The organism is Pseudomonas cichorii (genome assembly GCF_018343775.1).
Lineage (GTDB): Bacteria > Pseudomonadota > Gammaproteobacteria > Pseudomonadales > Pseudomonadaceae > Aquipseudomonas > Aquipseudomonas cichorii.
This window is the reverse complement of sequence record NZ_CP074349.1, coordinates 920001-932910: the sequence shown is the minus strand read 5'-3', so window position 1 is coordinate 932910 and position 12910 is coordinate 920001. Positions and strand designations below refer to the sequence as shown.

At 58.0% G+C, this 12910-nt stretch carries 9 protein-coding genes and 2 rRNA genes (1 of these 11 running past the window's edge); 4 read left to right on the top strand and 7 right to left on the bottom strand.

Translation table 11 applies throughout. The features are described from left to right. Nucleotides 1-42: 42 nt before the first annotated feature. From can to KGD89_RS04135, 3 genes are all read right to left on the bottom strand, one after another. Entirely contained in the window at nucleotides 43-678 is a 636-nt protein-coding gene (can, locus tag KGD89_RS04145; protein WP_038399747.1) for a carbonate dehydratase, read from the bottom strand. Nucleotides 679-778: 100 nt separating this feature from the next. Next, nucleotides 779-1231 carry a ribosomal protein S18-alanine N-acetyltransferase gene (gene rimI / locus KGD89_RS04140; RefSeq protein WP_025258550.1) on the bottom strand — a complete coding sequence of 151 codons (453 nt, stop codon included), beginning with the start codon at nucleotides 1229-1231 and terminating at the stop codon, nucleotides 779-781. Next, complete coding sequence (locus tag KGD89_RS04135) at nucleotides 1224-2030, bottom strand: hypothetical protein (RefSeq protein ID WP_025258549.1); 807 nt, start codon at nucleotides 2028-2030, stop codon at nucleotides 1224-1226. Before KGD89_RS04135 ends, rimI begins: the two co-directional genes overlap by 8 nt. Before the next feature lie 144 nt (nucleotides 2031-2174). On the opposite strand from KGD89_RS04135, the gene mksB reads away from it, so the two are divergent. The 3 genes from mksB to mksF are packed head-to-tail and all read left to right on the top strand — an operon-like array spanning nucleotide 2175 to nucleotide 6968. After that, on the top strand, nucleotides 2175-3455 hold the full coding sequence (mksB, locus tag KGD89_RS04130; protein ID WP_025258548.1) for an Mks condensin complex protein MksB: 1281 nt from the start codon (nucleotides 2175-2177) through the stop codon (nucleotides 3453-3455). Continuing rightward, a complete protein-coding gene (gene mksE / locus KGD89_RS04125) occupies nucleotides 3445-4149 on the top strand; it encodes an Mks condensin complex protein MksE (RefSeq protein WP_025258547.1) in 705 nt (234 codons plus the stop codon). The genes mksB and mksE overlap by 11 nt, the downstream gene beginning before the upstream one ends. Further along, the gene (gene mksF, locus KGD89_RS04120) at nucleotides 4146-6968 is read left to right on the top strand and encodes an Mks condensin complex protein MksF (protein ID WP_025258546.1); all 2823 of its coding nucleotides are present in this window, start codon (nucleotides 4146-4148) and stop codon (nucleotides 6966-6968) included. The genes mksE and mksF overlap by 4 nt, the downstream gene beginning before the upstream one ends. A gap of 27 nt (nucleotides 6969-6995) precedes the next feature. Here mksF and KGD89_RS04115 read toward each other — a convergent pair whose 3' ends face one another. Together KGD89_RS04115 and KGD89_RS04110 are read right to left on the bottom strand one after the other, a co-directional pair. Then, entirely contained in the window at nucleotides 6996-8327 is a 1332-nt protein-coding gene (locus KGD89_RS04115) for a dicarboxylate/amino acid:cation symporter (protein WP_025258545.1), read from the bottom strand. Nucleotides 8328-8419: 92 nt separating this feature from the next. Further along, nucleotides 8420-9475 carry a tartrate dehydrogenase gene (locus KGD89_RS04110; RefSeq protein ID WP_025258544.1) on the bottom strand — a complete coding sequence of 352 codons (1056 nt, stop codon included), beginning with the start codon at nucleotides 9473-9475 and terminating at the stop codon, nucleotides 8420-8422. A gap of 134 nt (nucleotides 9476-9609) precedes the next feature. Here KGD89_RS04110 and KGD89_RS04105 point away from each other — a divergent pair, with 134 nt between their 5' ends. Beyond that, nucleotides 9610-10518 carry a LysR family transcriptional regulator gene (locus KGD89_RS04105; RefSeq protein ID WP_025258543.1) on the top strand — a complete coding sequence of 303 codons (909 nt, stop codon included), beginning with the start codon at nucleotides 9610-9612 and terminating at the stop codon, nucleotides 10516-10518. Nucleotides 10519-10567: 49 nt separating this feature from the next. Here KGD89_RS04105 and rrf read toward each other — a convergent pair. Then, nucleotides 10568-10683, bottom strand: a 5S ribosomal RNA gene (rrf, locus tag KGD89_RS04100). 147 nt (nucleotides 10684-10830) lie between these two features. Beyond that, nucleotides 10831-12910: ribosomal RNA gene (locus KGD89_RS04095) — 23S ribosomal RNA — on the bottom strand; it runs 812 nt beyond the window's last position.

Sequence of the window (12910 nt, the reverse complement as noted above, 5' to 3'; positions counted from 1 at the left end):
CCGTGAGCGAATTCATTCGCGAATGAATTCGCTCCCACGGGGTTACAGAGGACGCAGGCGGTATTGCGGCGGCAGTTGCTCAGGGCCGCTGATGGTCGTGTCCAGGCTTTTCCAGCGGCCATCCTTGATGCCGTAGATGCAGCCATGCACCGACAGGCTCTGGCCACGATGCCAGGCGTTCTGCACGATGCTGGTATGACCGACGTTGGCCACCTGCTGAATCACGTTGAGTTCGCACAGGCGATCAACCTGCTCTTCCTCGGTCGGCAGTTTCGCCAACTCTTCACGCTTTTCGTAATACAGGTCGCGAATCGTACGCAGCCAGCCATCGATCAGGCCGAACTGACGGTCCTGCATGGAAGCGCGCACACCACCGCAACCATAGTGCCCGGTCACGAGGATGTGTTTGACCTTCAGTACATCAACCGCGTACTGAATGACTGACAGGCAGTTCAGGTCGGTGTGCAGCACAACGTTGGCCACGTTGCGGTGTACGAACAGATCGCCAGGCAACATGCCTACGATCTCGTTGGCGGGAACGCGTGCATCCGAGCAGCCGATCCAGAGATATTCAGGGGTTTGCTGGCGAGCCAGCTTGGCGAAGAACTCAGGGTCCTCCTGTTTGATCGCATCGGCCCAACGCTCGTTGTTATCAATCAGGTCTTGTAGATCGTTCATGCTATGACGCCTCGATAATGATGCCCAGATTTGACTCGCGCTCCACACGCCAAGTCACGCCAAGGTGCCACTACTTGCGAGCTATTTGCGCCGGTGGCAATTACTCAAGCAGCGTACAGGCCATCACGACTGCATCCTCGCGTCCTCCGACAGCCGGGTAGTAATCCCGACGCCGACCGATCTCGTTGAAACCATAGTTTTCATACAAACGATAGGCGGCTCGATTACTGTCGCGCAGTTCCAGGAAGCACTCACGTCCGTTGAGTTCGTAGGCACGTTTCATCAGATGATCAAGCAAACGCAACCCCAGACCGCGGCCCTGGCTCTCAGGCTTGACGGTAATGTTGAGCAAGTGCGCTTCATCGATGATGACCTGAATGACGCCATGCCCTACTTGTTGCGCGCCCTCGAACATCAGCCAGATGTCATAGGATTTCAGGCCTTCGAGAAAGATGCCTCGCGTCCAGGGATGACTGAAGGCGGCATACTCGATCTTCAATACCGCATCCAGATCTGCTTCGGTCATCGGGCGAAAGGTTATTGCGTCACTCATCTATGGATTTCCAGCGCGCCATCAGCCGACGCATGGCTTGCCAGACGTCCGCCTTGCGATGCGGCTCGTCCATCAGTAATTCAAGCCCTGGCAGCGCCCACGCGGCTCCAAGACCTTCGACTTGCAGTTCACGGTTGAACGCTTCGGCTTCGGCCTCACCGGCAAAGCGCACGGCAGGCAGTCCGATCAGCCACAGGCAGGCACAGGGTTCGTCTTCAAGGCGGGCAGCAACAAAGCCCTGCACGAAATCACGCGCTGCATCAGGCCCCTGATCCATGTTGCCGCGAACCAGAAGCGGCCAGCGCACAGGCTCGCCGATAATCTGCGGGCTATCGGGCAAACCGGCAGCGCGCAGCATGTCCTTGAGCAACAGGTAAGCAGGGTCGCGACTCTGGAATGGCTGCCCGGTAGGCAGCTCAACCAGCAGCAGGCAACGCCCGGCACGCAGCAGTTGCAAGGAGAAACGCGGTGGCGGTACGACAACGGCCTTGACCGTCGGTGTGGCCTCGGTCTCTTCTGCCGCAGCCACTGGAGCGCTTTTACTGGCGGAGGATGGACGAGGCACTTCGATCTTCGGCCGCTCGGCCTGACGCGCAACCGGCGCGGCGCCTGGGGCCACTGGAGATTGGGCGGCAACCGGCGTTTCAGGCACGACAGGCGCAATGCTTTCGACCTCCACCGGCAACGGCGCAAGCAGCTCCGCACGGGACGGGGCAGCGAAAGGCAGTTCAGTGCGCGGCAGCCAGTTGACCACCTGCATGGCAGTCAAATAGGCGCGGCGACGGGACTCGTTGAGCAAAGGTCGGCCACCTGTGGATAAGTTAAGCGCGCAATTCTAGCGCTCTTCGCAGATTCGCGCCGCAGTTGATCGCCGGGAGGTGAAATCTTCAGTGGCTGATGCAGTACAATCGCTCCTTTTCACTTGCCAACAGTCGGCCTACCAATGATCGAACCCAAGCGCGTCCTGCGCGCCCTTGCCGAGCACTGGGCGCTACTCGAGCCTTTATGCGAACACTTCGACCAGGGCACGCTGAGCCTGAGCGAACTGCGTCTGCAACTGGCCGCTCAGCAGCTGGACAGCACACCGCAAGACATCACCAACCTGCTGGATGTGTGGATTCGTCTGGATATTCTGGTGCCTGTCGCCAAAAGCCCGAACCGTTTCGAGCTCAATGCGCAGATCCATGACTTCCTGTCCTATCTGCGCCGCGAGCACCGTCTGGGGTTATGCCTGGAAATCGAAGCCTATCTGCGCCATCTGGAGCGACTGGCCGGTTACATTCAGGATGCCTTCGACATTCGCGACGCCAGCGATCTGGCCCGCCAGTTGCGCCTGCTGGACATGCGCGTGCGCGATGTCCTGAAAAAACTCGCCAACGACGAACAGGCACTGGTGGCCGTTGCCGATCGCGCCAAGACCAGCGACCGTCAGATCCCACTGCGCCAGCGCTACGCCGAGGTGCTCGCGACCTGGGACGAATACGTCGAACCGATGATTCAGCTGGTCAACGCCGACGGCGCATTTGAGCAAGGCGTGCGCAAGGTCGAGAACGTGCTGTTGCGCCTGCTGACCGAACAGCAGCGTCTTGGTCATCTGGTGGACGACGACATGCTGTTGCGCACCCATGCGCGCATCCTGGAAATGCAGACCAGCGCCCAGCTCACCCTGCGTCATGCGCGTGAACTGCTGCTGCCGCTGCGCGAGGAAGCCCGTCGCCATAACGCCGTAACCCGTGGCGCCGCGCTGGCCTTGTCGGCTATTCGCCGCAAAGGGCTGGATGCCGTGCCGCAGGCGGCGATGCCGATGTTCACCCGTCCGCAGAGTACGTTTCTGGGCAGCGCCAGCCAGGTCGAGGCTTATGTCTACGCACTGGCCCGCTTTGAACCCAAACCCGCAAAATTCCCCAAGGCCAGCGGCACTGCACGCAAGGGCGCACCGCCTCAGGCACCGCGTACCGTCAAGGAAATGCTCGAACGCTGCGAAGACGCTCTGCCGCTGCCGGACCTGATGGTCTGGCTGCTGGAGCAGGAACCCAACGGCGCCACCGACGAGTTGCTGTACTGGTTCTCGCGCCTGTCCCGTGACAAGCGCTTCGCCCGCGAACGCCTGGAGCGTCGCGAGTATTTCACTCAGGAGCACCGCGTCAGCCTGCGCTCCTTCGCCCTGCTCTCGACCCGAGACGAGCAGCCAGAGAATTCCGAGAGCACCCTTCATGCATCTTGATCTTTCCGAAATGTCCCAGCTTGCGCCGATCTTTCGCGAGCTGTTCAAGGGCTATCACATCAGCCGCCGCGACCCGGAGCTGTATGCCCAACTCTCCAATGCCCAGGACCAGTACCGCACGCTGTTCAAGGCGCTGGGTTTCGAGCTGGTCTGCGATACCCGCGGTTTCTACTACTTCGTCCCGGAGCTGGCCGCCGCACAGGTCAACAAGACTGCGCAGCGTCTGGCGCTGTTCACCTTCATCCTCGTCGAGCATCTGGCCGACCAGGGTCGCGATCCGATGGCCGTGCTCGACGGCGGCACCCTGGGCCGCGATGAGCTGCCTTCGATGCTGGATAAATACCGCGACCTGTTCTTGCAGGCTGAAGTCCAGACTCAGGAAGAACTCGAAGAGAAGATCATGCGCCGCATGACTCAACTGGGTTTTGCCAGTGAAGAAGTGGGTATCTATCGCTTCCTGCCGCCGATGCATCGCTTCCTTGATGTGTGCCTGTCGGTGCAGCAGGACCGTGATCTGGCCGCCAGCCTGCACAGCGACCTGCCTCTGCCGACACCGATCCTGATCGATGACGACAGCGACGAGAAACTGCTACAAACCGACGATCCGCTGGATCTGGCCGAGTTCGCCGAAGAAACCGAAGAGCAGGCCCTGGCACGCGCAATTGCTGAAGAACAACAGGAGATGGACGCATGAGCCAGGAACGTTATGGCATCCGCCGTTTTGCCCTGTTGAACACCGCGGGCTACAGCCTGGGTCTGTTCCCGCTGGAAAACCCGCTGTCGGTCTACGGCGCAAACAATCTGGGCAAGAGTGCTTCGATCAACGCCTTGCAGTTCCCGATCCTGGCGCGCATGTCGGACATGAGCTTCGGCAAGTACAGCCTGGAGCAATCGCGCCGTTTCTACTTCGCCTCGGACACCAGTTACATTCTGGTGGAAGTTTCCCTGCCCCACGGCCCGCACGTGATCGGCGTCGTCGGTCGCGGCCCGGGTGGCGGCTTCGGGCACCAGTTCTTCGCCTATGCCGGTGAGCTGGACCTGAGCCATTACCAGAAGAACGACACCTGCCTTCGACAGAAAGAGCTGTTCAGCAATCTGGAAAGCAAGGGCCTGAAAGCTTACGAACTGAAGCCGGACGAACTGCGTCGCCTGCTGGTGGGCGGCCACACGTCGATCCCGCTGGACCTGACGCTGATTCCACTGCGCTCTACCAGCGAACAGAGCCTCAAGACCTTCCGCGCCCTGTTCATCAACCTGCTGCACATGCGCGAAATCACTGCGGCCAAGCTCAAGCAGCTGTTCCTGGATGCTTTCGAGCACAGCCTGCGTTCCGGCAGCGTCGATTACATCGCCGCCTGCGAAGAAGCGTTCCGCGACGTGCGGCGCATGGAACAGGACTACAACTCGCTGGTACTCGCCGGCCCGCTGGTCGAAGCCCTGGCCGCTGGCGTCAAGCAACGCGACATCCTGCGCGGCAAGCTGCATCGCCTGTCGCCATTGCTGGACTCGTTGCTCGGCACCTGGTCGGACTACTCCAGCGCCCGCAAGGAAGAGCTGGTCATCCAGGCCGAGCATTACCGTGCCCAGCAGGACGAGATGCAGAATGATCAGCGCAACAGCACTCAGGAACTGATGCGACTGGAGCGTGAGATCAGCAGCATTCAGCGCTGGATCGGCGAGCTGTCGGTCCTCAAGAACCGCTTCGCGCTGGTCGATGACGTCAAGGTGCTGGAGCAGCAACTGCTGGCCGCCAAGGATGCTCACGACGAACTGGCCGGTGCGCTGGCCCAGTCCCGTCAGTTCAGCGCCGAGGACCTGGAAGAGCGTCTGCGGGATCTGGAAAAACGCCTGAAGTCGGTCAAGCAACAACTCGATCACGCCGACAACAACAGCTATGCACGTCTACGCGAAGAGTTCTCGCAACCGGACGTCGAGCGCCTGATGCGCCTGTTCAACAGCGCGCTGTTCAGCCTGCCGCTGGGTGAGCAAGGCATTGCGCTGGACGACGGCGACGCGTGGGTCAAGTCTCTGGAAACCATCCTCGATGGCTTCAAGGGCGACCAGTTCCAGGTGCCGGGTTTGTCCATCAACCTGTCGAATATCGAGCCGCCCGCCTTGCAGGCACTGGCGGATCGCGCCGCATTGCGCGATCAGAAAGAACGTCTGGAGAAAGAGCTCAAGCAACTGAAAACCCAGCAGGCCGTCGCTGCCGACCGTGCCGCCAGCAAGACCCAGACCGAAGCCTTGTATCAACAGGTTCTGGACGCTCAAAAGGCGCTGGAAGACTTCCGTCGCTGCCAGACGTTGAGCGCGGAAGAAGCCGGCAAGCATGAAGAGCTGGCACAACTGGAAGCGGCGCAGGACGAACTCAAGCGCTCCAGCGATGCCTTTACCGAGCGCGTCCAGCAACTGTCCGCCAAGCTGCAACTGGTCGCTCGGCAGATCGGCGATATGGAAGCCAAGCAACGCACACTGGATGACGCGCTGCGCCGCCGTCAGTTGCTGCCTGCGGACATGCCATTCGGTACGCCGTTCATGGACCCGGTAGACGACTCCATGGACAACCTGCTGCCGCTGCTCAATGACTATCAGGACAGTTGGCAAAGCCTGCTGCGCAGCGATGGCCAGATCGAAGCGCTGTATGCGCAGGTCCGCCTCAAGGGTGTTGCCAAATTCGACAGCGAGGAAGACGTGGAGCGTCGTCTGCAACTGTTGATCAACGCCTACGCGCACCGCACCGACGAAGCCCTGACCCTCGGCAAGGCCCGTCGTGCAGCGGTGACGGACATTGCCCGTACCTTGCGCAATATCCGCAGCGACTACGACAGCCTTGAACACCAGTTGGCGCTGTTCAACCGCGAGATCAACAAACGGCAGGTTTCCAACCTGGCCAGCTTCCGTATCGTCCTTGCGCCGAACAAGGAAGCCCTCAAGCATATCGACCAGATCATCCACAGCGCCGGTCAGTATGAAGAAGGTGAAACCCTGTCCGTCTTCGACCTGAGTCAAAGTGCCGAGCAGGACAACAAGAACGAAGAAGCCAAGGAGTATCTGGCCCGACTGGTCGCGGCCAATCACAACCAGCTTGGGTTGAAAGACTTGTTTGAGCTGGCGTTCGAGATCACCAAGGTTCATGGCCAGCCGGTTATCCACACCGACATCGACGGTGCCGCGTCCAACGGTACGACCATGACCATCAAGGCGCTGACCAACATGTACCTGTTGCTGCACTTGATGGACCGTGATCTGGCCGGTCGCGTGCGCTTGCCGTACTACCTGGATGAGGCGGCGGACATCGATGAAAAGAACCAGGCAGCGTTGCTGGAAACCAGCCTGCAACTGGGCTTTGTGCCGATTCTGGCGAGCGTGAAACCTCAAGTCTCGGCCCACGTAGCCATCGACCTTGAAGGCGGCAGCGGCCCGAACGGAATCTACATCGACGAGGCGGACTGGAAATACATCCGCCGTCGTGAAGAAGTGAAACAGGAAGAAGCTCCGGCGCTGGCTGAATAACAGCGCCGAAGTATGAAGGGTGCTCCTTTAAATCTGGGGAGCGCCTTTCAGACCTGGCAAGACAACATTTCCGGTTGTCGTTGCCGCTGCTTCAGGCTTGATCTCCTCCGGCTCACCATTGAGCGCCTTGTTCATCTTCACCGTATCCAGTGCTCCCACCCACTTGGCGATTGCCATGGTACCGACGCCATTGCCGATGGTATTGGTGATGGCCCGCGCTTCCGACATGAACCGATCCACTCCCAGCAGCAACACCATGCCGGCCACCGGAATGGTCCCCAGCGATGCCAGTGTCGCGGCCAGAATAATGAACCCGGAACCGGTCACACCGGCCGAGCCCTTGGACGTGAACATCAGCACGGCGAGCACGATCAACTGATCGGTCAAAGTCAGCGGTGTGTTGGTCGCCTGAGCAATGAAAATCGCCGCGATGGTGTAATAGATCGCCTGCCCATCGGGGTTGAAGGTCAGGCCCGACGGAATGATCATCCCGGCCACCGGCTTGGAAACACCGGCTTTCTCCATCTTGGAAATCATCTGCGGTAGCACCGACTCCGACGAACTGGTGCCCAGCACTGTGAACAACTCTTCCTTGATGAAACGCAGGAATTTCCACAGGCTGAAACCGCTGTAACGGCAGATCGGACCGAGCACAAAGATCACAAAAGCCGCGCACGTGAGGTAGACGCAGGCCATCAGCTTGCCCAGGGAAAACAGCGAGCCGAAACCATATTTGCCGATGGTGAAGGCGATCGCACCGAAAGCACCGATGGGAGCCAGGCGCATCACCATGCCGACGATCTTGAACATGCCTTGCATGAGGCTATCCAGCGTGTCGACGAATGCTTTGCCACGCGGGCCGACATTCGCCAGGGCAACGCCAAGCAGCACCGAGAACAGCAGGATTTGCAGCACATTGCCCTTGGCGAAGGCATCCACGATGGTGTCGGGGATGATGTTCATGACAAAGTCCATGAACGTCGCGTGTTTGGCTGCGGTGGTGTAAGTGGCGAGGCTGGAGGTGTCCAGCGTGGCCGGATCGATGTTCATGCCAGCTCCGGGCTTGAAGACATCGACGACGATCAGGCCCAGGACCAGAGCGAGGGTCGATACCACCTCGAAATAGATCAGGGCGCGGAAACCGACGCGCCCCAACTCTTTCATGTTTTCCATACGGGCAATGCCGGTCACGACGGTCAGGAAGATCACCGGCGCAAGCAGCATCTTGATCAGTTTGATGAAGGCATCGCCAAGGGGTTTGAGCGCTGTTCCGGTTTCAGGAACCAGCACACCGACGACGGCACCGAGGATGACGGCAAGAAGCACTTGTACATAAAGCTTGGAGAGAATTCTTTTCATGACGGGGCCCTGATTTTTTATTGTTGTCAGGAAATGCCAGGGGGCGCATCGATGATCGCCCTCCTGGCGTTATGCCGCAGTACTACTTTGAATCAACGATTGATCAGCTCGATCACCGCATCGGTGATTTGCCGGGTGGTGGCGTTGCCGCCGAGGTCAGGTGTGTGCAGGCCGCTTTCGGTCACGGCTTCGATGGCCGAGATCAACTGCTTGGCCGCAGCAGCTTCGCCCAAGTGTTCCAGCATCAGGGCAGCGGTCCAAAAGGTCGCGACCGGATTGGCAACGCCCTTGCCGGTGATGTCAAAGGCAGAACCGTGGATAGGCTCGAACATGGAAGGGAATTTGCGCGACGGATTCAGGTTGGCGGTCGGCGCAATGCCCAGACTGCCGGACAACGCTGCCGCCAGATCGGACAGGATATCGGCGTGCAGGTTGGTGGCGACAATCACGTCCAAGGTCGAAGGCTTGAGCACCATGCGCGTGGTCACGGCGTCGACCAGCTCCTTGTCGATCTTGACGTCCGGGAAATCCTTGGCAACTTCATAGAAAATCTCGTCCCACAACACCATGCCGTGACGCTGGGCGTTGGACTTGGTGACCATGGTCAGGTGCTTGCGTGGACGGCTTTGTGCCAGTTCAAAGGCGAAACGGTGGATACGCTCGACACCCGCGCGAGTGAATACCGACACCTCTGTAGCGACCTCTTCCGGCAGACCACGGTGAACACGGCCACCGTTACCGGAATATTCACCTTCGGAGTTTTCCCGCACCACGACCCAGTCGATCTGGTCGCCGTTATGCAACGGGCTTTTGACACCGGGGAGCACACGGGCAGGACGCACGTTGGCGTATTGGTCGAAACCCTGGCAGATCGGCAAACGCAGGCCCCAGAGGGAAATATGGTCAGGTACGTTCAGGGCACCGACTGCACCGAAGAAAATGGCGTCGAACGTTTTCAGTTCCTCAAGACCGCCTTCGGGAATGTAGTAACCGTTTTTCAGGTAGTTATCGGAGTTCCAGTCGAAGTGTTTGAAATTGATTTCAAACCCGGACTTTTTCGACAGTGCTTGCAGAACCTCGACACCTGCGGCAATCACTTCCACACCGATGCCATCACCTGGAACTGCAGCAATCTTGTATGCGCTCATGTTCAACTCCACTCTTGATTCGTTCTTGTTGTACTGCCGAACAGGCTGTTCAGCAGGGTGTGGGCGGAGTATATGTAGTGAGCACAAAGCTGTGAGTTACTCAAAATAACTACATCAATAACCTTGAGTTACGAATGAATCAGACTCTGGACCTGTCTTTTTTCTACTTGCTGGCCAATCAGGGCAGCCTCGCCGCCACGGCACGGGAGCTTGGAATCACACCTCCAGCCGTCAGTAAACGGCTGAGCGCACTGGAAGCCCGGTTTGGCGTGCGCCTGGTGAACCGCACAACCCGCTCGATGAGCCTGACTGCCGAGGGCGAGCTGTACTTCTCCCATGCGGCGCGCATCCTGACTCAGATCGATGAGGTCGAGCAGTTGGTGAGCAGCAGCCGGGCAACGCCCAAGGGGCTGATTCGTGTCAATGCATCGCTGGGCTTCGGGCGCCGCTATATCGGGCCGGCATTGGCAGCATTCTTTTCACGTTACCCGGAAGTGGAAATACAGCTGGAAATCACCGATCACCCGCTGGATCTGGCCACACACGGTTTTGACCTGGGCATCCGCTTCGGCACGCTGCCGGATGCCGCCTTTCATGCCCGCAAAATCGCATCCAACCGCCGCTTGTTATGCGCGTCCCCGCTGTATCTGGAAAAGCATGGGGTGCCGCAGCGCTTGTCAGATCTGCAGCAGCACAACTGCATTTTCCTCAGGCAGAACGAAACGCCCCATGGCGTGTGGAGTTTTACCAACGGCGGGAAAACCCAGAACATCAAAGTACGTGGAGCGTTGGGCTGTAATGACGGCGAGGTGGCGCTGAACTGGGCGCTGGAGGGTTATGGGATATTGCTCAGGGCCGAATGGGATATCGCCCGGTATGTGCGCAGCGGCCGGTTGCGTCTGGTGCTGGAGGACCAGACTCCGACTAGAGCGGATGTGTATGCGGTCTATCCACAGCAGTTACATCTGTCGGCCCGGGTTCGCAGCTTGATTGATTTCCTGGTCGAGCGATTCAGGCATATCGACAATCTGGATGAGGCATGAAAAGACAAAACCCCCACCTGCATATGCAGATGGGGGTTCTGAATTTGAATCTTGACGATGACCTACTCTCACATGGGGAAACCCCACACTACCATCGGCGATGCATCGTTTCACTGCTGAGTTCGGGATGGGATCAGGTGGTTCCAATGCTCTATGGTCGTCAAGAAATTCGGTAGCCGGTGCGTACTTGGGTACGTACCCGCGAATGGGTGTGTAATAGAGGTGTTTCGGTAATCTGTGTGTGGCGCAAACTTTCGGTTCGTCATCTTCACTACACCGCAATCCGCTCTTCGCAAATTGCTTGGGTGTTATATGGTCAAGCCTCACGGGCAATTAGTATGGGTTAGCTCAATGCCTCACAGCACTTACACACCCCACCTATCAACGTCGTAGTCTTCGACGGCCCTTCAGGGAACTCAAGGTTCCAGTGAGATCTCATCTTGAGGCAAGTTTCCCGCTTAGATGCTTTCAGCGGTTATCTTTTCCGAACATAGCTACCCGGCAATGCCACTGGCGTGACAACCGGAACACCAGAGGTTCGTCCACTCCGGTCCTCTCGTACTAGGAGCAGCCCCTCTCAAATCTCAAACGTCCACGGCAGATAGGGACCGAACTGTCTCACGACGTTCTAAACCCAGCTCGCGTACCACTTTAAATGGCGAACAGCCATACCCTTGGGACCGGCTTCAGCCCCAGGATGTGATGAGCCGACATCGAGGTGCCAAACACCGCCGTCGATATGAACTCTTGGGCGGTATCAGCCTGTTATCCCCGGAGTACCTTTTATCCGTTGAGCGATGGCCCTTCCATACAGAACCACCGGATCACTAAGACCTACTTTCGTACCTGCTCGACGTGTCTGTCTCGCAGTCAAGCGCGCTTTTGCCTTTATACTCTACGACCGATTTCCGACCGGTCTGAGCGCACCTTCGTACTCCTCCGTTACTCTTTAGGAGGAGACCGCCCCAGTCAAACTACCCACCATACACTGTCCTCGATCCGGATAACGGACCTGAGTTAGAACCTCAAAGTTGCCAGGGTGGTATTTCAAGGATGGCTCCACGCAGACTGGCGTCCACGCTTCAAAGCCTCCCACCTATCCTACACAAGCAAATTCAAAGTCCAGTGCAAAGCTATAGTAAAGGTTCACGGGGTCTTTCCGTCTAGCCGCGGATACACTGCATCTTCACAGCGATTTCAATTTCACTGAGTCTCGGGTGGAGACAGCGCCGCCATCGTTACGCCATTCGTGCAGGTCGGAACTTACCCGACAAGGAATTTCGCTACCTTAGGACCGTTATAGTTACGGCCGCCGTTTACCGGGGCTTCGATCAAGAGCTTCGCTTGCGCTAACCCCATCAATTAACCTTCCGGCACCGGGCAGGCGTCACACCCTATACGTCCACTTTCGTGTTTGCAGAGTGCTGTGTTTTTAATAAACAGTCGCAGCGGCCTGGTATCTTCGACCGGCATGAGCTTACGGAGCAAGTCCTTCACCCTCACCGGCGCACCTTCTCCCGAAGTTACGGTGCCATTTTGCCTAGTTCCTTCACCCGAGTTCTCTCAAGCGCCTTGGTATTCTCTACCCAACCACCTGTGTCGGTTTGGGGTACGGTTCCTGGTTACCTGAAGCTTAGAAGCTTTTCTTGGAAGCATGGCATCAACCACTTCGTGTTCTAGGAACACTCGTCATCAGCTCTCGGCCTTAAGATCCCGGATTTACCTAAGATCTCAGCCTACCACCTTAAACTTGGACAACCAACGCCAAGCTGGCCTAGCCTTCTCCGTCCCTCCATCGCAATAACCAGAAGTACAGGAATATTAACCTGTTTTCCATCGACTACGCTTTTCAGCCTCGCCTTAGGGACCGACTAACCCTGCGTCGATTAACGTTGCGCAGGAAACCTTGGTCTTTCGGCGTGGGTGTTTTTCACACCCATTGTCGTTACTCATGTCAGCATTCGCACTTCTGATACCTCCAGCAAGCTTCTCAACTCACCTTCACAGGCTTACAGAACGCTCCTCTACCGCATCACCAGAAGGTGATACCCGTAGCTTCGGTGCATGGTTTGAGCCCCGTTACATCTTCCGCGCAGGCCGACTCGACTAGTGAGCTATTACGCTTTCTTTAAAGGGTGGCTGCTTCTAAGCCAACCTCCTAGCTGTCTAAGCCTTCCCACATCGTTTCCCACTTAACCATGACTTTGGGACCTTAGCTGACGGTCTGGGTTGTTTCCCTTTTCACGACGGACGTTAGCACCCGCCGTGTGTCTCCCATGCTCGGCACTTGTAGGTATTCGGAGTTTGCATCGGTTTGGTAAGTCGGGATGACCCCCTAGCCGAAACAGTGCTCTACCCCCTACAGTGATACATGAGGCGCTACCTAAATAGC